General features: G+C 72.4%; 27 protein-coding genes and 1 riboswitch. Of the genes, 14 read left to right on the forward strand and 13 right to left on the reverse strand.

Features of this window, described 5'->3' with window-relative positions; genetic code table 11:
- The first annotated feature begins 167 nt into the window (after nt 1-167).
- From DN069_RS03250 to DN069_RS03260, 3 genes are read left to right on the forward strand one after another with little or no spacing between them, the layout of a single operon-like run.
- The gene (locus DN069_RS03250) at nt 168-599 is read left to right on the forward strand and encodes a GntR family transcriptional regulator (RefSeq protein ID WP_111499267.1); all 432 of its coding nucleotides are present in this window, start codon (nt 168-170) and stop codon (nt 597-599) included.
- Nucleotides 599-1513, forward strand: a complete 915-nt coding sequence (locus tag DN069_RS03255; RefSeq protein ID WP_111499268.1) for an ABC transporter ATP-binding protein — start codon at nt 599-601, stop codon at nt 1511-1513. The genes DN069_RS03250 and DN069_RS03255 overlap by 1 nt, the downstream gene beginning before the upstream one ends.
- Nucleotides 1510-2457 carry a hypothetical protein gene (locus tag DN069_RS03260; protein WP_133259820.1) on the forward strand — a complete coding sequence of 316 codons (948 nt, stop codon included), beginning with the start codon at nt 1510-1512 and terminating at the stop codon, nt 2455-2457. Before DN069_RS03255 ends, DN069_RS03260 begins: the two co-directional genes overlap by 4 nt.
- Here DN069_RS03260 and DN069_RS03265 read toward each other — a convergent pair whose 3' ends face one another.
- Nucleotides 2458-4932, reverse strand: a complete 2475-nt coding sequence (locus tag DN069_RS03265; RefSeq protein WP_111499270.1) for a polysaccharide lyase 8 family protein — start codon at nt 4930-4932, stop codon at nt 2458-2460.
- Nucleotides 4933-5153: 221 nt separating this feature from the next.
- On the opposite strand from DN069_RS03265, the gene DN069_RS03270 reads away from it, so the two are divergent.
- Nucleotides 5154-5936: an IclR family transcriptional regulator gene (locus tag DN069_RS03270; protein ID WP_111499271.1), complete on the forward strand. Its 783-nt coding sequence runs from the start codon at nt 5154-5156 to the stop codon at nt 5934-5936.
- An 11-nt stretch (nt 5937-5947) separates the two neighbouring features.
- On the opposite strand, the gene DN069_RS03275 is transcribed toward DN069_RS03270, so the two are convergent.
- Together DN069_RS03275 and DN069_RS03280 are read right to left on the reverse strand one after the other, a co-directional pair.
- A complete protein-coding gene (locus DN069_RS03275) occupies nt 5948-7078 on the reverse strand; it encodes a hypothetical protein (RefSeq protein WP_111499272.1) in 1131 nt (376 codons plus the stop codon).
- Nucleotides 7075-8019 carry a 5-dehydro-4-deoxyglucarate dehydratase gene (locus tag DN069_RS03280; RefSeq protein WP_243638867.1) on the reverse strand — a complete coding sequence of 315 codons (945 nt, stop codon included), beginning with the start codon at nt 8017-8019 and terminating at the stop codon, nt 7075-7077. The genes DN069_RS03275 and DN069_RS03280 overlap by 4 nt, the downstream gene beginning before the upstream one ends.
- Nucleotides 8020-8212: 193 nt before the next feature.
- Here DN069_RS03280 and DN069_RS03285 point away from each other — a divergent pair, with 193 nt between their 5' ends.
- Entirely contained in the window at nt 8213-9049 is an 837-nt protein-coding gene (locus DN069_RS03285) for an NAD-dependent epimerase/dehydratase family protein (RefSeq protein WP_111499273.1), read from the forward strand.
- Complete coding sequence (locus tag DN069_RS03290) at nt 9042-10511, forward strand: aldehyde dehydrogenase (NADP(+)) (RefSeq protein ID WP_111499335.1); 1470 nt, start codon at nt 9042-9044, stop codon at nt 10509-10511. Before DN069_RS03285 ends, DN069_RS03290 begins: the two co-directional genes overlap by 8 nt.
- A 49-nt stretch (nt 10512-10560) precedes the next feature.
- Here DN069_RS03290 and DN069_RS03295 read toward each other — a convergent pair whose 3' ends face one another.
- On the reverse strand, nt 10561-11943 hold the full coding sequence (locus DN069_RS03295; RefSeq protein WP_111499274.1) for a sugar porter family MFS transporter: 1383 nt from the start codon (nt 11941-11943) through the stop codon (nt 10561-10563).
- Between the two features lie 352 nt (nt 11944-12295).
- Between DN069_RS03295 and DN069_RS42295 the strand changes: the two genes are divergently transcribed.
- From DN069_RS42295 to DN069_RS03310, 3 genes are all read left to right on the forward strand, one after another.
- Nucleotides 12296-13669, forward strand: coding sequence for a discoidin domain-containing protein (locus tag DN069_RS42295; protein ID WP_165845353.1), 1374 nt, complete (start codon nt 12296-12298; stop codon nt 13667-13669).
- A 98-nt stretch (nt 13670-13767) separates the two neighbouring features.
- On the forward strand, nt 13768-14040 hold the full coding sequence (locus tag DN069_RS03305) for a hypothetical protein (RefSeq protein ID WP_111499276.1): 273 nt from the start codon (nt 13768-13770) through the stop codon (nt 14038-14040).
- 61 nt (nt 14041-14101) lie between these two features.
- Nucleotides 14102-14350 carry an SCO4226 family nickel-binding protein gene (locus DN069_RS03310; protein ID WP_111499277.1) on the forward strand — a complete coding sequence of 83 codons (249 nt, stop codon included), beginning with the start codon at nt 14102-14104 and terminating at the stop codon, nt 14348-14350.
- 98 nt (nt 14351-14448) lie between these two features.
- Here the strand turns inward: DN069_RS03310 and DN069_RS03315 are convergent, their stop codons facing one another.
- Entirely contained in the window at nt 14449-15069 is a 621-nt protein-coding gene (locus DN069_RS03315) for a methyltransferase family protein (protein WP_111499278.1), read from the reverse strand.
- 233 nt (nt 15070-15302) lie between these two features.
- Nucleotides 15303-15477, forward strand: a riboswitch (cyclic di-AMP (ydaO/yuaA leader).
- Between the two features lie 10 nt (nt 15478-15487).
- On the opposite strand from DN069_RS03315, the gene DN069_RS03320 reads away from it, so the two are divergent.
- Together DN069_RS03320 and DN069_RS03325 are read left to right on the forward strand one after the other, a co-directional pair.
- On the forward strand, nt 15488-16498 hold the full coding sequence (locus DN069_RS03320; protein ID WP_111499279.1) for a C40 family peptidase: 1011 nt from the start codon (nt 15488-15490) through the stop codon (nt 16496-16498).
- Between the two features lie 259 nt (nt 16499-16757).
- Nucleotides 16758-16961 carry a cold-shock protein gene (locus DN069_RS03325; RefSeq protein ID WP_111499336.1) on the forward strand — a complete coding sequence of 68 codons (204 nt, stop codon included), beginning with the start codon at nt 16758-16760 and terminating at the stop codon, nt 16959-16961.
- Between the two features lie 76 nt (nt 16962-17037).
- Here the strand turns inward: DN069_RS03325 and DN069_RS03330 are convergent, their stop codons facing one another.
- Nucleotides 17038-17364 carry a carboxymuconolactone decarboxylase family protein gene (locus DN069_RS03330; protein ID WP_111499280.1) on the reverse strand — a complete coding sequence of 109 codons (327 nt, stop codon included), beginning with the start codon at nt 17362-17364 and terminating at the stop codon, nt 17038-17040.
- A 168-nt stretch (nt 17365-17532) separates the two neighbouring features.
- A complete protein-coding gene (locus DN069_RS03335; protein ID WP_111499281.1) occupies nt 17533-18288 on the reverse strand; it encodes a hypothetical protein in 756 nt (251 codons plus the stop codon).
- A gap of 102 nt (nt 18289-18390) precedes the next feature.
- Here DN069_RS03335 and DN069_RS03340 point away from each other — a divergent pair, with 102 nt between their 5' ends.
- A complete protein-coding gene (locus DN069_RS03340) occupies nt 18391-18861 on the forward strand; it encodes a hypothetical protein (RefSeq protein WP_111499282.1) in 471 nt (156 codons plus the stop codon).
- A 4-nt stretch (nt 18862-18865) separates the two neighbouring features.
- Here DN069_RS03340 and DN069_RS03345 read toward each other — a convergent pair whose 3' ends face one another.
- Nucleotides 18866-19450, reverse strand: a complete 585-nt coding sequence (locus tag DN069_RS03345) for a carboxymuconolactone decarboxylase family protein (protein WP_111499283.1) — start codon at nt 19448-19450, stop codon at nt 18866-18868.
- Nucleotides 19451-19546: 96 nt separating this feature from the next.
- Between DN069_RS03345 and DN069_RS03350 the strand changes: the two genes are divergently transcribed.
- The gene (locus tag DN069_RS03350) at nt 19547-20455 is read left to right on the forward strand and encodes a sigma-70 family RNA polymerase sigma factor (RefSeq protein WP_111499284.1); all 909 of its coding nucleotides are present in this window, start codon (nt 19547-19549) and stop codon (nt 20453-20455) included.
- Between the two features lie 70 nt (nt 20456-20525).
- Here DN069_RS03350 and DN069_RS03355 read toward each other — a convergent pair whose 3' ends face one another.
- From DN069_RS03355 to DN069_RS03375, 5 genes are all read right to left on the reverse strand, one after another.
- Entirely contained in the window at nt 20526-21665 is a 1140-nt protein-coding gene (locus DN069_RS03355) for a glycoside hydrolase family 18 protein (protein WP_207892035.1), read from the reverse strand.
- Between the two features lie 184 nt (nt 21666-21849).
- The gene (gene gap, locus DN069_RS03360; RefSeq protein WP_111499285.1) at nt 21850-22851 is read right to left on the reverse strand and encodes a type I glyceraldehyde-3-phosphate dehydrogenase; all 1002 of its coding nucleotides are present in this window, start codon (nt 22849-22851) and stop codon (nt 21850-21852) included.
- 139 nt (nt 22852-22990) lie between these two features.
- Nucleotides 22991-23947 (reverse strand): GlxA family transcriptional regulator, encoded by a 957-nt coding sequence (locus DN069_RS03365; RefSeq protein ID WP_111499338.1) that lies wholly within the window; start codon nt 23945-23947, stop codon nt 22991-22993.
- A gap of 77 nt (nt 23948-24024) precedes the next feature.
- Nucleotides 24025-24501 carry a hypothetical protein gene (locus DN069_RS03370; RefSeq protein ID WP_111499286.1) on the reverse strand — a complete coding sequence of 159 codons (477 nt, stop codon included), beginning with the start codon at nt 24499-24501 and terminating at the stop codon, nt 24025-24027.
- A 70-nt stretch (nt 24502-24571) separates the two neighbouring features.
- The gene (locus tag DN069_RS03375) at nt 24572-25513 is read right to left on the reverse strand and encodes a hypothetical protein (protein WP_111499287.1); all 942 of its coding nucleotides are present in this window, start codon (nt 25511-25513) and stop codon (nt 24572-24574) included.
- A gap of 96 nt (nt 25514-25609) precedes the next feature.
- Here DN069_RS03375 and DN069_RS03380 point away from each other — a divergent pair, with 96 nt between their 5' ends.
- Nucleotides 25610-26470, forward strand: coding sequence for a LysR family transcriptional regulator (locus DN069_RS03380; protein ID WP_111499288.1), 861 nt, complete (start codon nt 25610-25612; stop codon nt 26468-26470).
- The last annotated feature ends 3 nt before the right edge of the window (nt 26471-26473 follow it).

The raw sequence follows: 26473 nt of genomic DNA on the forward strand, positions 1-26473 counted from the left end.
GCTCCGGCATCGACGACCCGCCCGCCACGCCGCCACCACCGCCCCGCTGGGCCTGGCCTGTCTACGCGCCGGACGAGGTCTCCGTCTGATGACTTGACGAGTCGTCGAACCTCCCACCACTATTCCACTAACACATTAGTGAAAGGGTGGAATGGGGTGGAACCGAGGTGATCGAGTACCGGATCGACCGGCGCTCCGGGGTGCCCACCTACCAGCAGATCGTCCAGCAGACCAAGCAGGCGCTGCGCCTCGGCGTGCTGCAGCCGGGGGACAAGCTGCCGACGGCGCGGGAGGTCGTGGAGGCCACGGCGATCAATCCGAACACCGTTCTCAAGGCCTATCGGGAGCTGGAGCGCGAGGGGCTGGTCGAGCCGCGGCCCGGCCTCGGCACCTTCGTGCGGCGCTCGCTCGGCAACGCGGACGCCACCGGGGACGCCGAGCTGCGGGCCGAGCTCGCCGGGTGGGTGGACCGGGCGCTGGCCGCCGGACTGGACCGCGAGGACGTGACGGCGCTGATGACCGCCGTCCTCGACACACGCGAACAACGGACATCCGCCCCGACCGCTCCGGTCGGCGGCGGCAGGGAGGGAACCAGGTGATGGGGGAACCACGGGTGGGGGACGACGGGACGCCGGAGGCGGCCCTCGTCGGCAGGTCGCTGGGCCGGCGGTACCGGCGCCGATGGGCGTTGCGGGACTGCGACTTCGTGATACCCACCGGAGCCGTCTGCGGCCTGGTCGGCCCGAACGGCTCTGGCAAGAGCACGTTGCTGACGCTGGCCGCGGGCCTGCGGCAGCCGAGCGAGGGGGAGTTGCGCGTCCTCGGCCTGCGCCCGGGCGCGGACGCGGAACTGCGCGAGCGGACCGCCTTCGTCGCCCAGGACAAGCCCCTCTACCCACGCCTCACCGTCGCCGAGACCCTGCGCCTGGGCCGCGAGTTGAACCCGCGCTGGGACCAGCGGACCGCCGTCGGGATCGTGGAGCAGGGACGGCTCCCGATGGACAGCCGGATCGGCGAACTGTCGGGCGGCCAACGCACACGCGTCGCCCTGGCGTTGGCGCTCGGCAAGCGGGCGGAGCTGCTGCTGCTCGACGAGCCGATGTCGGACCTCGATCCGCTGGCACGGCACCAGCTCATGGGAACCCTGATGGGCGAGGCGGCGGAGCACGGCACCACGGTCGTCATCTCGACGCACATCCTGAGCGAGCTCGACGGCGTCGCCGACCATCTACTCCTGGTCGACGGCGGCCGAGTGCGCCTGGCCGGCCCGACGGAGGAGATCCTCGACGCCCACCGGCTGCTACGCGGTGCCGAGGGCCTCCCGCTCGACCCGGGGACGATCGTCGAGGTCCGCCGCACCGGCCGGGCCACCACCGCGCTGGTCCGGACCAACGGCCCGGTCGCGGACGGCTGGCAGGTCGAGACCCCGAGCCTGGACGAACTCCTCCTCGCCTACCTGCGCTCGCCGGAGGCCGCCTCGCTCAACACATCCCGTTCGGAGGTCGCCGCGTGAGCGCCACGGTTGTTGCCACCCGTCCGTCCCTCCGGCTCCGGGGTGTCACGTGGTTGAGCTGGCGTCAGAGTCGAGTGGGGCTGTTGGTCGTCGCGGCGCTGGTCATTGCGGGTGTTTCCCTTCTGCTGTACGAACGGCATCAACTTGAGCTCGCACATGCGCGGTGGATCGCACTGCGATGCGACTCGGGGGGTGACACAGGCCCGGCGTGTACCAATGCTGACAACGCTGCATTCGACATTCGCGGGCAGTGGAGCAATCTCGCGCTCGCGATTCTGGCCCTGCCGGGCCTGGTGGGTGCGGTGCTCGCAGCGCAGCCCCTGGCCGCAGACCTCGAGCGTGGTCGGCATCTGCTGTTGTGGAGCCAGTCGGTCTCGCCGCGCCGCTGGCTCTCCCACCGCCTGGCCTTGCCGGCCGTCGTGCTGCTCGTGCTGAGCACGGTCCTGTCGGTAGCCGTGCGCTGGGCTGCCTACTGGTCACACCCACAGCCGGAGTGGAACGAGACCTACGGTTCGCACGACTTGGTGCCTGTCTACCCGGTGCTGACCCTGGCCGCGCTCGCGCTCGGAGCCTCCGTCGGCCTGACCTTGCGCCGGGTGATCCCGGCGCTCGGTGTCACTCTGTTCCTCTACGGCGTACTGGTCTTCGTGATCGAGCAGGTGCGGCCCTACTTGATGCCTCTCCATTTCATGGTCTTGTCGGACGGGAGCGGACCTCCGCAGGGGGCCTGGGTGGAGAGCATCGGGGTCGTGCTGAATGGCAAGCCCGTTTCGTTCAGCCAGTGCTGGAACGGCGGGTGTGGCGGACACGTACCCACCTGGGTTCGGTTCCACCCGCCGTCCGAGTTCAGTCCGATGTTGTGGATCGAGACCGGGATCCTCGCCGCCCTGACCGCGGTCCTCCTCGTCCTCGCGTACCGCCGGCTGGCCGCGCTCACCCGCTGATCAGCCGCGGCGCAGGTGCGCGGTGCGGGACGTGCCGGGGAGGGCCTGGGTGAGGTCGAGGGTGATCCGGGGTGTGCCGGTGGAGAAGTCCACCCGCACGCCCGGGTCGTCGCTGAAGCCGCGCCGGAAGCCCGGCGCGCCGGTGAGGGTGACCGTCAGGGTGGTCGAGGTGCAGGTCGGGTCGGAGGCGGCGAGTTCGAGACGGTCGCCGTCGCGGCGGAACAGGAGCGAGGCCGGGCCGTCGGCGGTGACCCCCGGCAGCGCGGCGCGGCCGGGCGCGAGGCTGCCCGCGACGAAGAAGTTCGCGGCCACCAGTTGCGCGTCCCCCACGTGGACCGCCTGCAGCGCCACGGAGTTGGCGAGCACGGTGACGCCGGGGCGCTGCGCGCGCCTGGCGGTGGCCGTGGGGGTGGCGCCGGGCAGGAGCAGGTAGCCGTAGCTCGCGGCGGTCGGGTCGACGCCGTGGTCGAGCCAGAGGGTGACGTAGGTGTTGGTGTACGGCGTGGTGGTGCCGCCGGTGCTCGGGCCGGTGTCGATGGAAGCCCAGGTGCCGGTGCGCTGCTCACGCAGCCCGCGCAGCACCGTGCCCGACGAGGTCGCGCCGTCGAGCAGCACGTAGCCGGCCACGTCCTGGAGATGGAGCCAGCCGTCTGGGGCCAGCGCGGTGCTCCACCCCGAACTGCTCGGCTGTATATTGCCGTTGACGGTCAGTGTGTTCGTGCCGGTGGCGTGCAGGTTGCGGTTCTCCAGTGTCGTCTCGACGGTGTGGCCGGAGCTGCCGGTGATGCCCGCGCCGAGGGCGACGACGCAGTCGTCCAGGCAGAACCACGACTTCCGTGCCCGCAGTGGCGAGCCGAAGGGGATCAGGTCCAGGCCGACGACCCCGTACCGGCCGCCCAGGACCGCGCCGCCCGCCCAGGGGGTCGGCGGCGTGGTGGCGTCGCCGGCGCTGTCGGCCAGGGGGAGGGCGTCGGCGGTGACGCCGGGGAGCCGGGTCGGGTCGATGGTGGGCCAGTAGGCGTCTGTGAACTGGCCGTTGTCGCTGTCGGTGTAGAGCCAGGTCGCGCCGTCGCCGACGTGCCAGCCGTGCAGGTTCTCCCCGTTGAGGGCCTCCAGCCGGGCGATCCGGTCGTTGGAGAGCCCGACAGCGAACGCCCACCCCGGTCGCCGGTGCACGGCCCGGACGACGGACGGCTGTTGCAGGTGCCCCCGGTTCTGCGGGTCGGGTTGCACCAACGCGTCCTCCAGCACGGACTTGACCAGCACCATCCGGGCGGGTGTCGCGTCGGCGGCGATCGGCGCGAAGGTGTCCCGGGTGATCCAGCCCTTGCACAGCGCCTTCCAGCGCTTCTGCTGGTCGCGCGTGCCGACCGGGATCAGCCGCAGCACCGCCTCGGTGATGTCGTGGCCGGCGTCGTGGTCGGTCTCGCCCTGCCGGGAGAGGAAGCGGCCGCGCACCGCGTCCATCACCAGGCCGTCGCGCATGAACGGCGCGAAGGTCAGGTCGACGGAGTCCAGCACGGTGGCGAACCCGGGGTCGCTGATCGGCCAGGAGGAGCCGGCCAGCAGCAGCGAGAGCTGGCTGAGGTCGTTCAGCAGCACATAGGCGTAGTGCCCGTTGTAGGGGATGTTGCCGTGCTGGATGTAGCCGCCGTCGCGGTAGAAGCCGTCGGAGGTGGTGACGTAAGGGAAGATGTCCGACAGTTTGTCGCGGCCGAGCGCGATCAGACCCGGGTCCTTGGCCAGGATGCCGCGCAGGATGGTGATCTGGCACTTGTCGGAGCGGTTGGCCCCGGTCGTGACGACGCTGCCCTGCTGCTGCAGCGTCGGGTCCGGCACGAAGTGCGCGACGGTGGCGAGGTAGTCGGCGAGGTCGGTGGCGGGCACCTGACTGCCCAGCACCGCACAGGCGTTGAGCAGGGCCTGCGGCGCGGCGATCTCCCAGTGGTACCAGTTGCCGACCTGCTGTGCGCCGGGGTTGTAGTACGTCGCGTGCAGCAGGGCGAGGCCCGCGACGACGCGGGCGGCGACCGCCGGGTCCTGCTGGTGCCGGGATCCGGGCGTACCCCAGGCGATGGCGGTGTCGCGCAGCCGGTAGTAGCTGAGGCTGGCGTTCTCGACGTGGGTGAGCGGCAGGTCGGTGTAGACGCCCCGCGGCGTGGCGGAGTCGTCGTAGAGCGCGATGTCCGCGTCGGCGCCGGCGTCCACGGTGGCGATGGCGTGCGCATAGTCCGGATCGCCCGGGTCCACGGCGGCCCCGCCGGTCAGGATGTCCGACCAGACGCCGCGCAGCTGGTCGTACGGGTCGCTCGGCGTCGAGGCGTCCGCGGAGTCTGTGGAAGCGGAGTTGGCGGCGGCACGGGCCTGAGGGGCCGTCAGGCCGCCCAGCAGCAGGGCGCCACCGGCGGCGGCGCCGGCGGCCAGCACCTCGCGACGGCGGGGCGAGCGGGTGGGTCGGGGCGTGGTCGCATCCATGGCGGCGTCCTTCGTTCGGCAGGGATCGGGACGGCGTGCGGTGGGGGCGTGCGCGGGAGTGAACACATGACACGACCGAGCACATGATCGAGTCAAGAGTCAGAACATAGTTCATACACATGAACGGCGGAGGGGATCCCGAACGGGTGACGGCGGGCTATATTGAACGCAGTCCAAATCCGTGAACGACGCCCGTGAGCCCAGCAGGAAGGGGTCGCCCGATGGCGCAGACGCCGAGCCCCGCCGCACCCGTCGGCGCCAACGTCAAGTCGGCCGTCCGCACCGTCGAACTCCTCGAGTTCTTCGCCGGCCGCCCGGGGCTCCACAGCCTGGCGGAGGTCCAGGAGGCGCTCGGGTATCCCAAGAGCAGCCTCTACATGCTGCTGCGCACCCTGGTCGAGCTCGGCTGGGTCGAGACGGACGTCACCGGCACCCGCTACGGCATCGGCATGCGCGCGCTGCTGGTCGGCACCGCCTACATCGACGGCGACGAGGTCGTCGCCGCGACCCGCCCCGTCCTGGACCGGCTCTCCGACGAGACCACGGAGACCATCCACCTCGCCCGCCTCGACGGCGTCGACGTCGTCTACCTGGCGACGCGGGCGTCGCAGCACTATCTGCGCCCGTTCACCCGCGTCGGCCGCCGCTTGCCCGCGTACTCGACCTCACTCGGCAAGGCGCTGCTCGCGACACACACGGACGAGGAGATCGAGAAGCTCCTGCCGGAGCGGCTGGAGCCGCTCACCGAGCACACCCTGACGACGCGCGCGGCGCTGCTGGAGGAACTCCACGCCATCCGCGAGCGTGGCTACGCCACAGATCGGGAGGAGAACACCCTCGGCCTGTGCTGCTTCGCGGTGGACATCCCCTACCGCACCCCGTCCCGCGACGCGGTCAGCTGCAGCGTCCCGGTGGCCCGGCTGACCCCGGGCCGCGAGCAGATGATCCGCGATGCGCTGTTCGCTGCGCGCGAGCGGCTCGCGCTTGCTACGCGTCACCTCTGAGCTTGGTTGCGCTAGGAAGTTGCAACAACCGCTTCGCGCATGGCATCCCAGTCGGATGTCGATGCCAACCCCGGGTGGTAGAAACGGAGTTCGGTGGCCCCAGCGTCCACCAGGTCCGTGCACCACGCGGCCAGGTCCGCCCCGTTCCCGCCGAGACCCTCGACCGCCGTCACCGTCGCGACCACCCGGCGGTCCGGTCCCGCGTACGCGCGCACAGCGTCGAGCGCCGCCTCGCTGCGAACGTTGCAGAGGAGGACCGGCGCGGACGCGGCATCGGTGGGCAGGCCCGGGGACGCGCCGCAGGCGAGCGGGTCCGGGTTGGCGTGCAGCAGCACGGGGAGGTCCGGGCGTTCGGCGTGGATCGCGGTGAGCGCGCGGGCGCGGAGGCGGGCGGCGGTGTCGATCCGCATCCGGGTGACGGCGGCCGTCTGCTCTTCGCTCAGGCGGGCGTCGGCCGCCGTGCCGGCGAAGACGGGGTCCAGCGCCGCCCGGACGTCCGCGCGCAGACGCGCGGGATCGGTGCCCGCCGCCGCGTACGCGTCCGCGCACGTGGCGCAGAAGCAGAGTGAGAAGAGCAGCTTCGCGCTCGGCGGGAGCGGGACGCCCGCGGTCTTGTCGTGGGCGTGCAGGTGGTCGAAGCCGTACCAGCCGCAGGACTCCAACTCCAGGCCCGCCAAGCCTGGTTGGCTCGCGGACTCCGCGGCCAGCGTCGCGCAGTAGCGCTGGACCGCCTCCTGGGCGATGCACAGCGCCCAGGGGAAGCGGTCGCCGTAGGCGTTGACGACGGTGGCGTCCGCGAAGCGCCCGTCGCTGTGGGCGAGGATCGTCCAGGCGTAGACCTCCAACCCGGCCTCGTTGAGCGCCGTCACCGCACGGCCGAAGGAGCGGGGGGACCAGGCGGCCTCGGCCGGACGGAGCGGTCCTGTCCAACGCGCCGTGTCCAGCGGGTAGTAGACGGCGGAGTGGTCCGCGGTGACGACCCGGTGTGCCGGGTGACGTGGCGTCAGCGCACGGACCGCGTGGTACGCCGCGGCGACGGAGGCGCGGCGGACGCCGAGCGAGGCCAGGCGTCCGGCCGCAGTCGGGTCGCCGTCGAGGTCCCAGGGGTAGACGTAGGCGCCGATCTCCGTCCGTCGGGTCATGCGAGCGCCTCGCGGGTCCGCTCCAGCAGCGCGAGCAGCGTGGTGACGTGGGCCGGGTCGGGCTCGGTCAGGGGGGCGCGGACCTCGCCGACGGGGTGGCCGACGGCCCGCGTCGCGGCCTTGACCAGGGAGACGGCGTAGCCGGGCCGTTGGCGGCGCAGTTCGACGTAGGGGCGCAGGAAGGTGTCGGTGAGCACGGTGAGCGTGGCCGCGTCGCCCTTCTCCAGGGCGCGGTGGAAGGCGAGTGCGAGGTCGGGCGCGAAGCAGAAGACGGCCGAGGAGTAGAGCGGGACGCCGATCGCCCGGTAGGCCGCCTGCGTCGACTCGGCGGTCGGCATGCCGTTGAAGAAGAGGAAGTCCCGTGCGCCTGAGGTGCGCACCGCGCTGACGATGCGCAGCATCAGGTCGAGGTCGCCGCGGCCGTCCTTGAAGCCGACGATGTTGGGCACCTCGGCGAGGCAGGCCACCGTCTCGGGGGTGAAGACCAGTTGGTCGCGCTGGTAGAGGATCAGGTCGAGGCCGGTGGACCCGGCCAGCGCCGTGTAGTGGCGCAGCAGCCCGTCCTGGTCGGCGTCGACGCCGGCCGGCGGCAGCACGAGGAGCGCGTCGGCGCCGGCGGCCTCCGCGGCGCGGGCGTACTCGCGGGCGAGCGCCGTGCCGTAACCGGTGCCGCCGACGACGGGCACGCGGCCGGCCGTGGTGGTGACGGCGGTCGCGAGGACCTGGGCGTACTCGGCGAGGCCCAGTGCGGGGAACTCGCCGGTGCCGCAGGCGGCGAAGACGGCGCCGGGGGCGTCCGCGAGGCGGGCCTCCAGATGGGCCCGGTAGCCGCCGGCGTCGAAGCGGCCCGCCGCGTCGAACGCCGTCACGGGGAAGAACAGCAGGCCGTCGAGGCGACGGGCGAGCGGCGGGGCGGGGTGGGCCACCGGGTGTTGGGTCACGGGCGCGATCCCTCTCTCATCAACCCATGTACGTGGATCGTGTGCATGGACGTGAACGCGTCGAGCCTAGGTCGGCCGCGGCGTGGTGGTCAAGGTGCAGCGTTTGTATATGTGAACAAGAACCCCCCTTGTGAACGAGTCCGGGTTCTGTGAGCATGAGCCGCACACGAGCAGACACCACGAGGGAGACTCTGTGTCCCGGATTCTGATCACCGGCGCGGCGGGCGGCGTCGGCACCCTGCTGCGGCCCCGGTTGGCCCGCCCCGACCGGACCCTGCGGCTGCTCGACATCGCCGAACTCGAGCCGCGCGAGGGCGAGGAGGTGCTGCGGGCCTCCGTCACCGACCTGGACGCCATGACGAAGGCCTGCGCCGACGTGGACGCGGTCGTGCACCTCGGCGGGATCTCCGTCGAGGCGGCCTGGGCGGACATCCTGGACGTCAACATCCACGGCACCCGGACGGTCTTCGAGGCCGCCCGGCGGGCCGGCGTGCCGCGCGTCGTCTTCGCCTCCTCCAACCACGCCGTCGGTTTCCACACGCCGGACGAGTACCCGCTCGGCGCCGACACCCCGCCGCTGCCGGACACCTACTACGGCGTCTCCAAGGTCGCCGGGGAGGCGCTCGGCGCGCTCTACCACCACCGCTACGGGCTCGACGTCATCTGCATCCGCATCCTGACCTGCTTCCCCACGCCGCCCAACCCGCGCGCCCTGTCGACCTGGCTCTCGCCGGACGACTGCGCCCGGCTGCTGGAGGCCTGCCTGGCCGCGCCCAGCCCCGGCTACCGGATCGTCCACGGCGTCTCCCGCAACACCCGCGGCGGCTGGGTCACGCTGGACGAGGCCGCCGCGCTCGGCTACGACCCGCAGGACGACGCCGAGGTGCACGCCGCCGCCGTTCTCGCCGAGCACGGCGACCCGGGCCCGGACGATCCCGTCTTCGCCCATCTCGGCGGACCCTTCACCTTCCCCGAGTTCGACGTCGACCGGATGGACCGGACGGAGACGGGCGGTGCCGGCGATGAGTGAGGTGGTGCAGGGCTTCGACCCGCGCACGGGCCTGCCGCTGGGCGAGCCCCTGCCCGCGACCACGCCCGAGGAGGTCGACCGGGTCTGCCGCGCGCTGGACGGGCTCGCCCACGCCTGGGCGACGACCTCCCGCGAAAGCCGGGCCCGCACGCTGGAGGCGGTGGCCGACCGGCTCGACGACCACACCGACGAGCTGGCCGCCCTCGCCGACGGCGAGACGGCGCTCGGACTGCCCCGCCTGGCCGGCGAGGTCGCCCGCACCACCGGCCAACTGCGGCTCTTCGCCGAGGTCCTGCGGGACGGCGGGTACCTCGGCTCGGTCGTCGAGCCCGCCGATCCGGGCGCGGCCCCACCGCGTCCGGACCTGCGCCGCAGCAAGCGGCCCACCGGGCTCGTCGCCGTCTTCGCCGCGTCCAACTTCCCCTTCGCCTTCTCCGTGGCCGGTGGTGACACCGCGTCCGCCCTGGCGGCCGGCTGCCCGGTCGTGGTCAAGGCGCACGAGGCGCACCCGCGCACCTCCGCGCGGACCGCCGAGCTGGTCGCCGAGGCCCTGGCGGACTGCGGCGCGCCTGCGGTCTTCGCTCTCGTGCACGGCTTCGACGCGGGCGTGGCGCTGGTGCGGCACGCGGCCGTCACCGGCGTCGGGTTCACCGGCTCCACGCGCGGCGGCCTGGCCCTGGCCGCGGAGTGCGCGCGGCGGCCCGAACCGGTCCCGTTCTTCGGCGAGCTCGGCTCGGTGAACCCCGTGGTGGTGCTGCCGGGTGCGGCCCGGGCGCGCGCCGAGGCGGTCGCGACCGGCTGGGCCGGCTCGCTCACCCTCGGCGTCGGCCAGTTCTGCACCAACCCCGGCCTGCTGTTCGTCCCCGACGATGCGGACCTGCTCGCCGCGCTCGGCGAGGCGGTGTCCGCGACCAGCGGCGCCCCGATGCTGACGGCCCGGATCCACGCCGCCCACCGCGACGCCGTGGTCGCGCTGGCCGCCCGCCCGGAGGTGACCCTGCTGGCCGAGAGCACGGCGGGGGAGGGCCCGTGGGCGGGCCGACCCGCCGCCTTCCGGGTCGACGCCGACGACTTCGAGGCCGCCTCGGACTACTTCTTCGAGGAGCGGTTCGGCCCCGTCGGCATCGTCGTCACCGGTGCGACGCCGGAGCGGGCCGCCGGCTGGATCGCCCGCGGACCTGGCCAACTGACCTGCGGCGTCCACCTCGACGAGACGGACCCGGACGACCTCGCCGCCGCGTCCCGCCTGCTCGACACGGCCGCGCGACGGGCCGGACGCGTGGTGGTCAACGGCTGGCCGACGGGCGTCGCCGTGAACCGCGCCCAGCAGCACGGCGGTCCGTTCCCGGCCACCACCGGCCCGGCACACACCTCCGTCGGCGCGGCGGCGATCGACCGCTGGCTCGTCCCGGTCGCCTACCAGGACTGCCCGCCGGCGCTGCTGCCGCCCGAGCTGCGCTGAACCCCCGACGCGAAGAGCCCCGGTCGGCGAACCGACCGGGGCCCTCGCGTCAGTTCCGCAGGTCCAGCTCGATCTGCTCCAGGGAACGGCCCTTGGTCTCCGGCACCAGGCGCTTGGTCAGCCCGAGCAGGACCAGGTTGACGGCGGCGAAGACGTACATGGAGTTCGCCACGCCCAGATGGTTCCTGTCGGACATGATCGGGAAGATCGCGGTGATCAGACCGGTCGCCGCCCACAGCACCACCGCGCCCACGCCCATGCCGGCGCCGCGGGCCTTGAGCGGGAAGACCTCGGCCATCATCACCCACACCACCGCGCCCCAACCGAGCTCGTAGCCGGCCAGGTAGAGCACCAGCAGCACCACCGTCAGCGTGCCGAGGGTGCCCTTGTCGTGGACGCCGGAGATCACCACGCCGGTCAGCGCCAGCGTGACCACCATCACCACGTTGCCGATCAGCAGCAGCGGCTTGCGCCCCCAGCGGTCGACGACGAAGACGACCCAGGCGGTGAAGGCCAGCTTGGTGACGCCGAGGACGATCGCCGACAGCAACGCGGTGTTGGCGGTGAAGCCCAGCGAGACCAGCATGGTGGGGAAGTAGGCGTTGATCGCGTTGACCCCGCTGAACTGCTGACCGATCGCCAGCAGCAGCGCCACCAGCAGCATCGGGCGCACCCACCGGGAGGTGAACAGGTCGCGCACCCGGTAGGACTGCTCGCGGTCGAGGCGGATCACCTCGCGGATCGCCTGCAGCTCGGCGTCGATCTCGTCGGCCCGGTGGGTGGACGCGAGCACCGCCCGCGCCTCGTCCTCCCGGCCCAGGTTGACCAGCCAGCGCGGCGTCTCGGGCAGGAAGGTGAGGCCGACGACGAGGACCAGCGCTGGCACCAGGGCGCCCGCGAACATCCAGCGCCACTGGTGCGCGGGCTGCAGCCAGTAGTCGACCAGGAAGGCGATGAGGATGCCGCTGACGATGAAGATCTGGTTGAGCGAGCCCATCGCGCCGCGGATGCGCGCGGGCGCCAGCTCGGACAGGTAGGTCGGCACGGTCGCGGAGGAGAGGCCGATGCCGAGGCCCAGCAGCGTCCGGAAGACCACCAGCACGCCGAACCCGGGCGACAGCGCGCACGCGACGGTGCCGAGGATGACCACGCCGCCGGAGGCCATGATGGTCCGCCGCCGGCCGATCCGGCCGGTCAGGCGCGCGGCCAGGCCCGCTCCGATCATCGCGCCGACGGACAGCGAGGCCGTCACCAGCCCCTTGTCGAAGCCCGACAGGTTCCAGGGCTTGGCGATGACGACCAGGATCCCGGCGATGACGCCGAGGTCGTAGCCGAAGAGGATCCCGCCCAGCGCACCGAAGGCGTAGAGCGTGCCGGGATGGAGCCGGCGCAGTGTGGAGGGGGAGGGCGGGGACGCGGTGGCCTGGGCCATGAAGGATCGCCTCGTCTCGTGGAGCGGGTCCGGTGGGTGATCGGGGCGCGCTTCGCCGGTACCGCCGGGACCCCTCGAACGAGGGTGAGGTGCTTCGGGATTGAAGCGCCGAGTCGTTCGGGCGTCAAGGGCCCCCGTCCATATCCGCGATCCCTGGGCGTTCGGTATGGGAGCTTCTGATCTGATTCATCAGTGAATGCCTGTTCATGAACATGAATCAGAAACGGCATGACGAACAACTTTGCCATTCCTTGACCGTGGGGGCGATTGCTCCGACGGCCGCCGACTCCCCACGATGAACCAACGCTTCGTCAGGAACCGTCGGGCCCCACCCCGTCATCCAAGGAGTCAGATGTCCCCCACCAAAACGCCCCTCGCCCTCGTGGCTGCCGGTGCGCTGACGGCCGCCGGCGCCGTCGCGTTAGCCCTGTCCGGCCCGAGCGCCACGGCCGCCGCCGGGGCGATACCCGGCGACCTCGCCTGCGGCGCCGCCACTACGGCCACCAGCACCGCCTCCGGCAGCTCGCCCGCGGACGCCACCGACTGCGACACCGGCACCGCCTGGAACAGCGCCGCGGCCACGCTTCAGGAGCTCAAGGTCGACCTGGGCAGCACCCAGGCCGTCGACCACGTCACCGTGGCCTGGGGCGCCGGATACGGCACCAGCTTCAAGATCCGCACCTCGCCGGACGGCGCCACCTGGCACACCCAGACCGCCGTGACCGGCGGCACCGGCGGCACGCAGACGGTCGCCCTGCCCTCCGGCGTGGAGACCCGCTGGATCGAGATCTACGGCGAGCACTACGCGGGCGGATCCGGCTTCGCCGTCGACGAGTTCGAGGTCTTCGCGACGAACGCCACCGGCGAGCCGTCGCCCTCGCCCTCCTCCTCTTCCTCCCCCTCCGCCTCGCCGTCCGCGACCGGGACGCCCACCCCCACGGGCACGCCAACGCCGGGCGGATCTGCCGCCTGGACCGGTCAGTTCACCGGTTACGGCTCCAGCAGCTGGAAGTCTGCCTGGGGTTGGACGTCCACCGGTTCCTGGGGTTCGGGCCAGATCCAGGAGGTCACCGACGCCAACGCGCCCGGCGACCACAGCGCCCTGGAGATCACCTACGGGGCCGGCTCCTCCGCCCACTCCTGCACCGACTGCCCGAACCCGGGCGGCGCGCAGTTCTACACCCAGCTCGGCTCGCTCAGCGGCGGCTCCGCCCTCGCGTCCTCCACGACGCTGGACCTCAAGTACGCGCTCAAGCTCCCGGCCGGCTACGACTTCGGCAAGGCGGGCAAGCTCCCCGGCCTCTACGGCGGCGTGATCGGCCAGGAGTCCGGCGGCAACCACGGCAACGGCTGGTCCACCCGCTACATGTGGCGCGGCGCCAACGGGGTCGCCAACAACGGCGAGGTCTACCTCTACACCCCGACCAACTCCGGCCCCACCGGCTACGGCGTGGACCTCGGCGTCGGCGACTGGAAGTGGCTCGCGGACGGCAACTGGCACACCGTCGAGCAGCTGGTGAACCGCAGCACCGGCGACGTCACCGTCTGGTACGACGGCGCCCAGGTCGCGTCCTTCAAGGGCGCCGCCTCCGGCATCGGCTCCATCCCGTTCAGCGGGGTGTTCTTCTCCACCTTCTACGGCGGACACGACACCAGCTGGGGACCGAAGACGACCACGCACGCGTACTTCGCCGACTTCTCGCTGTCGAAGACCGTGCAGCACTGACGTTCTCCGGAATCGCACGCCAAAGCGACCGTGCTCACGCTGCTCACGTTTTGAGACGCTTCGTCCCGCGCCATGGATGTCCTGGCATCCTGAGCGGCGTGAGCACGGTCCTGGAAACCCCCGTCCCGCGCCCGGCCCGCGTCGCGACCGGGCCCACGCTGATTGCGACCGCCGTCCCCGGCGGCCGCCTGCTCGGCCGCCTCGCGGCGGTCCTGAGCGCTCACCCCGTCCAGACCCTCGCGGTCCGGACCGACCCGGCCGGCCGCGCGATCATCGAGATCACCGTCGCCGAGGCCCACCGCGCGCGGATCCGCGGCAAGCTGCTGCGCATGGTCGACGTGCTGGACGTCGTCGACGCCACCGACGTCTGAGAGGCCGCCCCGCCCCAGCGGGCGCATCCTGGAGGCAGGACCGAGGGAGGTGCCACACGTCATGACTCTCTTCATGGACGTCCACCGCGGGATGGCCGGGATCACCGCCGAACAGCTGGCGGCGGCGCACCAGGCCGACCTCGCCATCGAGGCCGCCGAACACGTCCACTTCATGCAGGCCTGGGCCGACCCCGACTCGGGCACTGTCTACTGCCTCTCCGAGGCGCCCTCCATGGACGCGGTCCAACGCGTCCACGAAAAAGCCGGCCACCGCGCCGACGAGATCCACGCGGTCCCGTTGACCGTTTAGCCCCTCTATCCCCCGCCCCCGACCTCCCGGCCGGGGGCGGCGGGCGTGCGAGCTCACCGGGTGTCGGTCGTGGCCACGCGGCCGGACCGGCTCCGGTCTTACAGGTGGATCCGGCGCAGGGGGAGGAGGGCGGGGACGCGGAGGCGGTAGGCGAGGTACTGGTCGCCGAACTCGGCGGCCATCATGTCGTCCTCGACGCGGACGCGGTGCAGCAGCCAGGGGAGGACGACGGCGGTGATGAGGACCCACATGCCGAAGCCGAAGCCGAGCATCGCGCCCACGACCACCCCCAGGAACCCCGTGTAGATGGGGTGCCTGACGTAGCTGTAGGGACCGCTGGTGCGCAGCTCGTGGCCCTCCTGGACGAGGGGGACGCTGGCCCACATCGCGCCGAGGACCAGGCGGGCCCAGACCAGCAGGGCGGTCGAGGCCACGGCGAGGGCCGCGCCGAGGACGCCGAGGACCGGGTTCCAGTAGTGCAGGTGCTGCCAGAACGCGTTGTGCCCGCCGCCGGTCAGGAGCTGCAGCACGACGATGCAGGCCACCAGCGCGATCCGCGCGGGCAGCGAGGCCCGTAGCCCGCGCAGCCAGCTGCGGGCGCGCTCCCGGGATCCGTGCGCCACCACCCCGAAGTACAGGGCGCCCAGCAGCCAGGTGACCACGAACACCACGATGCAGCCGCTCAGCACACCGTGGACCACCGTCTCGACTCCGCTCATGCCTCCAGCCTCGCGCGCCCCCCGGGGCGCGGCCACCACCCCCGGGTGGAGGCACGGGTGGAGGCGGGTGGAGAGACACGTCACGGTCGAGCTGGAGCTGTTTGGCCCGATTCGCCCAGGTCCCGGGCACAAGGTTTCACGCCCGGCAGTTGATCCTGTCACGATCGTGCAACTATGGTTCAGCTTCGAGCCGTTGTGTAGGCGATCGTCCGACCGGACATCCACGACGGTTCCCGTCGAGTTCGTCGAGGATTTCCGAGACGGAGCCGGGGACCCACGTCCTCGGGGTGAATCGGCATCAGGTCGGCCGCGACGCGTGCGTGCACGCGAGGCGGCCGTGAGGTGTCGTAGGGCGAGACTTCCGGCCCGAACCCGTCAGCTCACCCGGTAGACGGCCAGGAAGAAGGAGCCCGCCCAGGTGGCGTCCCACCGCCGTCCCGTCGCGCCCAGTCGCACCACCAAGCGAATATCCGCGCTCACCGTGGTCGCCGCGACCAGCGTCGGCTTCGCCGCGCAGGCCGCGCAGGCGGCTCCGCAGCCGAGCACCTCGCAGCTGAGGTCGCAGCTCGACCAGCTGAACAACGAGGCGGACAAGGCGGTCGCGCAGTTCGACCAGGCCCAGGCGCAGCAGCAGAAGATCCAGCAGAAGGTCTCGATCCTGGAGGACGAGATCGCGCGCAGCCAGGCCAAGGCCAACGAGCTGCTGGACAGCGTCGGTGCGATCGCCCAGAGCCAGTACGCCTCCGGCATGGTCGACCCGACGGTGCAGCTGATGCTGACCAGCGACCCGGGGGAGTTCCTGCAGAAGGCCTCCTCGATGAACCAGGTGACCAGCAACGAGGCCGCCGACCTGAACCTGCTGCAGGCTCAGGAGCAGACCCTCGCCCGCGAGAAGGCCCAGGCCGAGCAGGAGCTGCAGTCCCTGCAGGCGGTCACGCAGCAGGCGGCGGCGCTGAAGGCCGCGGCGGCGGCGAAGGTCAAGGCGACGCAGAAGCTGCTCGACTCCGCGACGGCCAGTCAGCGGGCCCTGCTGGTCGGCGGCACGGGCTCCGGCCTGAACTACGGCGGCACCGCAGGCGACTCCATCGAGGCCGCGGCGTTCCGGGCGGCGCAGTCGCGCATCGGCGACGTGTACAACTGGGGCTCGACCGGGCCCAGTGAGTTCGACTGCTCGGGCCTGATGATGTGGTCCTACGAGCAGGCGGGCTACCAGCTCGGCCGCGACACCTACGCGCAGATGGGCGACGGCACCGTTGTCGCGTCCGTCTCCGACCTGCGCGTCGGCGACCTGATCTTCTTCAACGGCGGCGAGCACGTCGGCATGTACGCCGGCAACGGCATCGTGCTGCACGCCCCGCACACCGGCGCGGTCGTCCGCTACGAGTCCATCTCGACGATCGGCTCGATCTACGCGATGCGCCACATCTGAGTCACGGCTGCGCAGATGAGGCCCCTGACCAGCGGATTCACCGCTGGTCAGGGTCACTCAGGCTCGATCCGCCGGCCGGGCATCCTGGGCGACTCCACCCGGGTGGAGTCCCGTCCCGGGAGGCACAAGGCGGCGGCGCGGCGTAGCGTGATCACTGAGATTCGCTGTCCGCCGTACCGCTTCACCTGCTGTTCGAGGACGCGACCAGCCCCAGGGGTACCCATGATCCGGGCGCCCCTCGTCCCGAACGGGAGACATGATGGCAAGTGGCACTGTGAAGTGGTTCAACGCCGAGAAGGGCTTCGGCTTCATCGAGCAGGACGGCGGCGGGCCGGACGTGTTCGTCCACTTCTCCGCCATCTCCGGCAGCGGCTTCAAGGAGCTGCAGGAGGGCGAGAAGGTGACGTTCGACGTCACCCAGGGTCCGAAGGGTCCGCAGGCCGAGAACGTCGTCCGCGGCTGACACCAGCACGCAGAAGACCCCGGTCGCCCGTAACGGGCGACCGGGGTCTTCTCTGTGTTCAGGTTCGTTTGTTGACCTATGTGGTCGGCATCTCTGTTTCGGCTACGGCGATGGCGATGCCGAGCGCCTGCGCGATGTGCCCTGCGGCGGCCATCACGCGAGCGGTACCGATGATCGGGGCGACCGCCACCAGGACGTCTTGCAGATCTGCGCCGGACACACCCGCGTCCATGGCCGGTCCGGAGTGGGCGAGGTACGAGATGGGCGGTGCGTCCATCGCGGCGAGTGCGGCCATCCGGGTGAGGATGAGCGTCTTCTGGTCCAGGTGGCAGCGCTCGAGCGAGTCGATCGTCATGGCGGCCAGGGTGTCGAGAACGGGCGTGTCGGACGAAGCAGTGGTCATGCCTTGCCTCCGTTGGGTGCGTGGCCGACGTGGACGGAGTGGTCCGTGGTCGGCGGTTGCCCTTCGAAGCTAGGTTCTGGCCGGGTGCGGCGCATTCCGGCGGCACCCGTACGCACACGGCGCCAGGGTGAGGCCACCACCACTCCGCAGGAGCGATCCGGTGACCCGTCAGGGCTGTGGCCGCCAGTGCAGGGCCGACGCGTCGTCGTGGCGCTTGCCGCGGAAGGAGTCCGCCGCGAGCGCGAGTTCCGCCTTGCGGACGGAATCGACGAGGTGGGCCGGGCCGTCGGCGGCGAGGGTGTCCAGCAGCTCCGTCCAGGTCCAGCCGAAGCGTTCCACGAGGCGGGTGACGCCGTCGGAGACCGCGGCGGCGTCGCGGACGTGGGCGAGCGGGAAGGTTGCGGTGACGGCGTGCTCCGCCGCCTCGGGGCGGGTGGAGGCGACCCAGAAGCCGCCTGGGGCGTTGCGCAGCGCGCTGACGGACTCGCGGTCGTAGGCCGGGAGGTGGTCGATCCGGTCGTCCGCGACCACCTCGATCCGGCCCTCGGTGGTGCGCACCACGACGGGGGAGTCCGCCAGGACCAGACAGTCGAGGCGGTCCGCGACCCGGTCCGCGCGCAGCAGCGCGACCGTACTGGAGGGGCTTTCGGGGTTGCCGTGGTCGCACTCCGGGTGCAGGTCGCGGGTGCGCAGGACCGCCTGCCGCAGCACCTCCGGCAGCGGCTCGTCGGGGTGCGTGAGCAGGAACGCGCCGAGCTGGCCGGCGAGGCGCGCCACGAACCACGGCACGTCGTGGACGCAGCCGGTGGGCAGACCGCTCGGCGTCGCGCCGTCGAGGACGAGCGCGAAGTTCGGGCCGGCGAGGACGAAGTCCTCGTTCGCGGCCGCGTCCGGGCTCGGCTCGCAGCTGTAGCGGATCTCCACGGCTCTCCTCGGGGTCGGCCCTGGCAGGGGGCATATGCGATCTTCCTCGATCATGCCCCGAGTGGCCCCGGAGACGCGTGAGGCTTCTCTACGCTGGCTGTCATGGACCCTCGGCCCGAGCTGACCACCGACCCCTCAGCGGATCCCCCGGCCGACCCGCACGCCGACCCGCGCCTGGACCCGCACGCCGATCTGACGGATGGTTCCGTGCCGACGCTCGGCCCGCGGCGGCTCGACCCGCCGGCCGCCGCGTCGTTGCTGCGGCTCGCCGCCCGGGTCGAGCGCGACCTGCTCGCCGCCGGCCTGAACGCCAAGCCGTACGAGGTGACCCCTTCCTCGCTGGCCGGCGTCGAGGTGGAGGTGGACGCCTTCGACGACGCCGTGGGCGGCGTCTGGCTGCACTGGCGCACCCACCCCTCCGTGGGCCCGGAGAGCCCGCACTCCACCTCCGTCCGCGTGGTCATGGCCGAGGCCCTGGTCCGCACCCTCACCGCCCTCGGCTACCTCGCCGAGCACGGCGACGACAGCCTCCGCCCCTATGCCGTCCGCGTGGCCTCCGGCCCGGAGGAGTGAGACGTCACGAGGCCGAGCCGGCCCGCGCGGCCGGGCGTGGCGGGCGCAGCTCGCAGAAGCCGTCGGAGCCGATGTTCAGCGCGTGGTTGGTGATGTTGTAGACGTGCTCGCTGGCGACCAGCCAGACCAGCTCGCAGATCTGGCGCTCGTCGTAGTGCCGTGCCAGCCGCTCGAAGGTCTCCGGACGGACGTGCTTGTCCCGCGCCACCTCGCCCACGTAGTCGAGCGCCGCGCGCTCGGCCCCGTCGAACAGCGGGCTCGTCCCGTACGAGGACAGGGCGTCCAGGCGCTCCTCGCTGACCACCTGCTTCCGCAGCGCGTACCAACGGGTCACGTCCTGGCAGAACAGACAGCCGTTGGTGCCGGCGACCCGCTCGCGGACCAGCACGACGGTCTCGGCCGGGAGCGTGAGCTTCCGGTCGAGGCGGTTGATCTTCGTGTAGAAGCTCAGGAACGCGAACGGCATCCGCGCGCTGAAGACCGTGAACGGCGTCGGAACCTTGCCGAACTGACGGCGGCAGACGGCGAACATCAGGCGCAGCACGCGGCCGCGCGGCTTCTCGATCGGGGGCAGGAACGGTGTGGTCATGGTCGGCCGCCTCTCTCGGACCGTGGTCTCACCGCTATGACACGGCTGGCGCCGCCGGTGTGACAGCGGCGCGGAACCGCGTGCAAGACTGGGCCGGTGGACGACGAGACGTGGCTCGCGGAGCGGTTCGAGGAGAACCGGGCGCGGCTGCGCGCCGTGGCCTACCGGATGCTCGGCTCCTTCGCCGACGCGGAGGACGCGTTGCAGGACGCCTGGCTGCGCATCGGCCGTTCGGACGTGCGCGCCGAGGAGGTCCGGAACCCGGCCGGCTGGCTGACCACGATCGTCGGGCGCGTCTGCCTCAACGCGCTGCGCACCCGCCGCACCCGCGCCGAGGAGCCGTGGGAGCCGTGGGAGACCTGGGACGGGCACCTGCCCGACCCGGTCGTCGCCGGGGAGGGCCCGCTCGCGCCGGAGGACGCCGCGCTGCTCTCCGACGAGGTCGGGCTCGCGCTGCAGATCGTGCTGGACACGCTCACCCCGGACGAGCGGCTTGCCTTCGTGCTGCACGACATGTTCGAGGTGCCGTTCCCCGAGATCGCCACCGTGCTGGAGCGCGAGGACGCGGCGACCCGTCAGCTCGCCAGCCGCGCACGGCGTCGCGTGTCGTCCGCGCAGGTCCCGCAGCGGGACCGGGACGTGGCGAGGCAGCGCGAGGTCGTCAACGCCTTCTTCGCCGCGGCCCGCGAGGGCGACCTCGACGCGCTGGTCTCGGTGCTGCACCCGGACGTGGTGGCGCGCGCCGACTTCGGCGCGCTGAAGCTGCCTCGGCCCGCGCTCGTGCGCGGCGCCCGGACGGTGGCCGAGAACGCCCGGATCGGCTTCGTGCCGGAGGCGGACCTGCGGCCGGTGCTCGTCAACGGCCTCGCCGCGGCGCTGGTCGTGCGCGGGGGCCGGCCGACCACGCTCATGGCCTTCACCGTCACCGACGGGGTCATCACCGCGCTGGACATCTACGGCGACCCGGACCGGGTCCGCGCCCTGGCAGCGCCCGTGCTGTCCTGACCGCGCCTCAGCCCGGCTGTCCCGGGTGGGGTGGTCCGCATGCGGGCCACCCCACCCGCCATCCGCGGCGTCAGTTCTGCCGCAGGGCCGGCATCGGAACCGGCACGCCGTACGTAGAGGACCCGACGCCGACGCCGCCCTGGCAGGTGTTGGGCGGGTCGGTGGTGACGCCTCTGGTCGAGGGCATCTCGGCGGCCCAGAACATGTAGCCGAGCAGTCCGGGAGTGGTGCCCGCCCCGGCGGGCGCGGCGCTCTGGACCCAGCTGCCGGTGCTGCTCTCCAGCGAGGTCGAGAAGTTCGTGCACTCGGGCCGCACCGAGGAGCCCTCCGCGATGTAGAGGCTGCCGGTGAACTTCGCGGGCGCGAGCGGCGGGATCGGCGGGCTGTAGGTGGGCTTGCCGGTCAGGTGCTCCTGCCAGTTGGACTCGGCCCCGGTCGCGCTGCTCGGCTGCTTGCTCGGCACCATCGCGTTGGCGTAGTCCAGCACGGGGTTGCTGGTGTTCAGCCAGTTCGCGGTGGCGTACTGGTCGATCCCGGTCAGCCAGCGGTCGCCGGCCGCGACGTCGATGGTCAGCCGGGCCGTCGGGTCCGCGCCGGTCGCGTCGTACGGGTGAGCGGCCCGGTAGGCGGTGACGAACGACTGCAGGCCCGTCAGGTTCGGACTGGAGGCGTTCTCGTAGTCGATCTCGACACCGACGCCCAACTGCGTCGCCAGCGCGGCGGCCTTCTGGCCGAGCAGTGTGGGGTTCTGCCCGAGCGCGGTGTCCCAGTCGCCGGCGTAGGTGATGCCGCCGATCGACAGCATCACGCGGATGCCGTGGCTGGTGAAGTAGTTGACGATCGCGCTGGTCATCCCGTTGGGGACGCCGTTCGTGTCACCGGCGTCGGTGGTGCCGTCCAGCAGCCGCAACGGGTTGACGAAGCTGAGCACCACCAGGTTCACCGAGGGGTGGCCGTCGCCCCGGTCGACGAGCCAGTGGTTCTTCTGGTCGAAGTCCGTCATGTCGCGGACCGTGGCCCAGGTGCAGGCGTCGTCGGAACAGTGCCAGGCGCCGTACACCTGGATCGGGCTCGTGGTGGCAGCAGCCGCGTGCACGGTGGCCGTCTTCGCGGCGGCTTGCCCGGGCGCGGCCCCGCCGAGTGCGACGGCGGTCAGGGCGAGCGTCGCGGCGGCGAGCAGGGTGGGGGTTCTGCCTATGTGCATGCGCATCCATCGCCTCCCGGCGAAGAGTGCTGAATAGGTCGCCCCAAGGGTGGTGATCTGCTGATGCCCTGTCAATGGTCCGGACCAATCGGGACAATGAGCAGGCAGTCCGCCTTCTGGCGCGGTGTTGCCTACGCCTCCCGGGCCGGGCGGCCGCCGCTGAGGGCGGCGGCCGTGGGTGGGGTGGGCGTCAGAGGCCGGCGGCGATGAGGTCGAGGGTGTCGACGACGCGGTTGGAGAAGCCCCACTCGTTGTCGTACCAGGCGACGACCTTGACGTGGCGGCCGTCGACCCGGGTCAGCGCCGAGTCGAAGATCGAGGAGGCCGGGTTTCCGGTGATGTCGGCGGAGACCAGCGGGTCGTCGCTGTACTCCAGGACGCCTGCGAGCGGGCCGGCGGCGGCCGCGCGGTAGGCCTCCAGGACCTCGTCGCGGGTGACGTCGCGGGCGACGGTGGTGTTCAGCTCGACGATCGAGCCGACCGGCACGGGCACGCGGATGGAGTCGCCGGAGAGCTTGCCGTCCAGCTGCGGCAGGACCAGGCCGATCGCCTTCGCCGCGCCGGTCGTGGTCGGCACGATGTTGACGGCCGCGGCGCGCGCCCGGCGGGCGTCCCGGTGCGGGCCGTCCTGGAGGTTCTGCTCCTGGGTGTACGCGTGGACGGTCGTCATGAAGCCGTGCTCGATGCCCGCGAGGTCGTCCAGCACGCCCGCCAGCGGGGCCAGCGCGTTGGTCGTGCAGGAGGCGTTCGAGATGACGGTGTGTCGCTCCGGGTCGTAGGCGTCGGAGTTGACGCCGTAGGCGAGGGTGACGTCCGCGCCGTCCGACGGCGCGCTGACCAGCACCTTGCGCGCGCCCGCGGTCAGGTGCGCGCGGGCGGCCGTGGCGGCGGTGAAGCGGCCGGTCGCCTCCAGCACCACGTCGACCCCGAGCTCGGCCCACGGCAGCTGGGCCGGGTCGCGCTCGGCCGTGACGGTGATCCGGCGGCCGTCGACGACCAGGGCGTCGCCGTCGACGGTCACCGGACGGCCGAGGCGGCCGGCGGTGGTGTCGTAGGCGAGCAGACGGGCCAGGGTGGCCGGCTCGGTGAGGTCGTTCACGGCGACGACCTCGAGCTTGCTGTCGCGCTCCAGCAGGGCGCGCAGCACGTTGCGTCCGATGCGGCCGAATCCGTTGACGGCGATGCGGGTCATGAGGGGTGGTCCCTTCCAGGGGTGTCCGTGCGGTGGAACACCTCTCACCCTCCCGCCCGGCGCCGGCCGTCGGCAGTGGCATGAGTGCCACGGTTCGCAAGGATCGTGCCACCGCGTGCCACCCCGAAAGAACCGCCGCTCAGACGCCCTGCGTGAAGGTGCGCCGGTACTCGCTCGGCGTGGTGCCGAGCACGTGCTGGAAGTGCAGGCGCAGGTTGGCGCCGGTGCCGAGCCCGACGTCGGCGGCGATCTGCTCGATACTCCGCTCGGAGCGCTCCAGCAGTTCCCTGGCCAGGTCGATGCGGGCGCGCATGATCCACTGCATGGGCGTGTAGCCGGTGTCCTCCGCGAAGCGCCGCGAGAAGGTCCGGGGCGAGACGGCCGCGTGCCGCGCCAGCGTGCGCACGGTCAGCGGCTCGCCGAGGCGGTGCAGGGCCCAGTCCCGGGTCGCGGCGAACCGCTCGCCCAGCGGCTCGGGCACGCTCCGCGGCACGTACTGCGCCTGACCGCCGCTGCGGTACGGCGCGGCGACCAGCCGCCGGGCGGCGTGGTTGGAGGCGGCCACGCCGAGGTCGCCTCGCAGGATGTGCAGGCACAGGTCGATCCCGGAGGCCGCACCGGCGGACGTCAGCACGCTGCCCTCGTCGACGAACAGGACGTTCTCGTCCACCCGGACGAGCGGATGCCTGGCCGCGAGGGCCCTGGTGTAGTGCCAGTGCGTGGTGGCGCGGCGGCCGTCCAGCAAGCCGGTCGCGGCGAGTGCGAACGCGCCCGTGGAGATCGCGGCCAGCCGGGCGCCGCGCTCGTGGGCGGCGACGAGCGCGGCGACCACGGCCGGCGGCGGATCGTCCTGGTCGGGGCGGCGGTAGCCGGGCACGAAGACCAGGTCCGCCCACGCCAGCGCGTCGAGCCCGTGCGCGACGTGGTACGACAGCCCGTCGCCGCCGGTCACCAGCCCCGGGGCGGCGCCGCAGACGCGCACCTCGTAGGGCATGCTGGCCCGGGTCGTGAACACCTGCGCCGGGATGCCGACGTCGAGCGGTTTCGCGCCGTCGAGCACGAGGACGGCGACACGGCGGAGGGGCGTTTCGGACACGGACACGAGCCCAGGGTAGGCATCGGACCCGCAGCTCCCCGCATCCCGCCGCTCCCCGCATCCACGCACCGGCCGGGCTACGGCCGGGGACCCGCCGCGGCCTGGAGGCGTTCCACCGTGGGGCGCGAGAGCCGGTGCACCTCGGGCGGGTCCGCGTGCGGGTGCCACCACTGGCACGAGCCGGGCCAGGACAGCGCACCGTCCGAGGGGACGACCACGTCGAAGGCGACCTGCAGGACCTCGGTGTCGCCGGACGTCCGGTAGCGGGCGGCACCTGCGTACGAGGCCTGCCACTCGGCCAGGCCCAGGTGCCGGTCGCAGAGCCAGTCGAGCGCGCGCGGAACGGTGTCGGTGGGGTGCACCTCGGCCGTGGGAACGGCCCAGGTCTCGTCGCGGTGATCGATCAGCAGCACGAACTCGCGGGCGGTGCTGGGCCGGACCAGGGCCACGACCTGGAACCGGTGGACACCGTCGCGTCTGGCGGCGTCGACGGCGCGCTGCGCGTCTCGGAGGTGCGGATCGTCGGGACGGGTTCGGTGCGCGATGGTGGTCACCCTCCAAGGATGACGCCTGACCAGCGCGGACAGGATCCGCACTGGGCCGAATGCGGCGGCCGGGCGGGACTCACCGAAGGGACCGGCCGCGCCAGTGGGCGAACTGCTCGACCGGATCTCCCTGCAGCGACCAGGGCCAGGCCACCACGGTGGGTCCGAGCTGCCGGAACACCGGCGCCGCCTCCGCGACGCGTCCGGCTTGGACCAGGGCGTAGGCGAGCAGGTTCAGATCGGCCGTCGCGGCGGCGTGACGCAGGAAGCCGGGCCGGGTCCACGAGGCGAGGGCGCGGTCGAGCACCGCCGAGGAGCGCGGTCGGCCCCACCACAGGTCGGCCAGGATGGCGTTGAGATCGTCCCCGGCCGTCGAGCGGTGGTAGTCCCGGACCGCGGCGGTGAGTTCGAGCGCGGCCGCGGGCGCGTCCGCCGGCATCCGCACCTGCTGGGCGTCGACGAAGTCGCGCGCCTGACCGGGCACCCCGCACTCCTCGGCGGAGAGGTAGCCGAGGATCTGCAGGTGTGCCTCGCGGTTCCACGGGTCGCGCAGCACCACGGCCTGCCAGACCTCGTTCAGCTGGTCCGAGGGGCTGCGCAGCAGCCGCAGCAGACCGAGCAGGGCCACATACGGCAGGGGGTCCTGGGGCCGGGCGTCACCGGCCTTGAGGCACCACTGCACGGCCTCGGGCAGTTCCGTCGCGGGTTCGCCGCGGCGCACCCGCACCGCCGCGACCCACGCGCCGAACAGCAGCGCGTCCGCGCTGCGTGGCCGGCGGAGCATCCAGGAGCGGTCGAAGCCGAAGTCCGCGGTCGTCTCGGCGAGGACGGAGATCCGGTGCCAGCGCCGGTCCCAGTCCGTGCCCGTGTCCTTGACCAGACGCTCCGCCGCCTCCACGTTGAAGTCCGTCATGCCGGGCATGGTGGAGGGCTTGAGCTGCTTGCGGAGCCTGCCCAAGTCGCCGTCGTCCAGCTCGGGTATCAGGCGTGGGGACGATTTGCTGCGCCCGAGAAGTGCCATGAGCCCGGATCCTAGCCATCCCGGGGCCTTCGGGAAGATGGTTGGGAATATAACGATTGCGACGCTTCGCTCACGTCCGGGTGCGATGATCCACGGATGGATCTGCGCCAGCTGGAGGTCGTCGTCGCCGTGGCCGAGGAGGGCGGCTTCACCGCCGCCGCCCGGCGGCTGCACGTGGTGCAGTCCGCGGTGTCCGGAACGGTCCGGGGGCTGGAGAAGGAGCTGGGCGTCCAGCTGTTCGACCGCACCACGCACCGGGTCGTGCTCACCGCGGTGGGGGAGACGTTCGTGCAGGCCGCCCGCGCCACCCTGCGGGCCGCGGAGCTGGCCCGCTCGGTCGCGGACGAGGCGCGCGGCGAGCTGCGCGGGGTGCTGACGATCGGGACGATGCAGGGGGTGTGGCTGGGACTGGACCGGGCGCTGGCCGGGCTGCGCGCCGAGCACCCGGGGCTGGTGGTGAAGCTGCGTCAGGAGGCGGTGGCCGACATCCGCACGGCGCTGCGGGACCGTACGGTGGACGTGGCGGTGGTCGCCTTCGACCGCCAGCAGCGGCGCGGCCTGGAGGTCCGCCTGCTGGCACGTGAGGAGATGGTGCTGGCCGCCTCGCCCGCGCGGTCCTTCGCGGAGCCCGACACCGTCACCTTCGCCGAGGTCGCCCGGTTGCCGTTCGTCGACTTCGCCCCCGGCTGGGCGATCAGGGGCGCGGTGGACCGGGCGTTCCGCGCGGCGGCCCTGGAGCGGGGCGCCGTGTTCGAGGTCAACGACATCGGGGCGGCCGTCGAGCTGGTCCGGCACGACCTGGGCGTCTGCGTCCTGCCCGAGTCGATCGCCGCCCAGTACCCCGAACTGACGCCGCGCCGGTTCCAGGGCCGCCCGCCCCGCTGGGACGTGACGGTCGCGCGGCCCGCCGGAGAGCCGAGCCCGGCGGTCGCCGCGCTGCTGCGTCTCCTCGGCTGAGGA

Origin of the sequence: Streptacidiphilus pinicola (assembly GCF_003258295.1) — a bacterium.
Lineage (GTDB): Bacteria > Actinomycetota > Actinomycetes > Streptomycetales > Streptomycetaceae > Streptacidiphilus > Streptacidiphilus pinicola.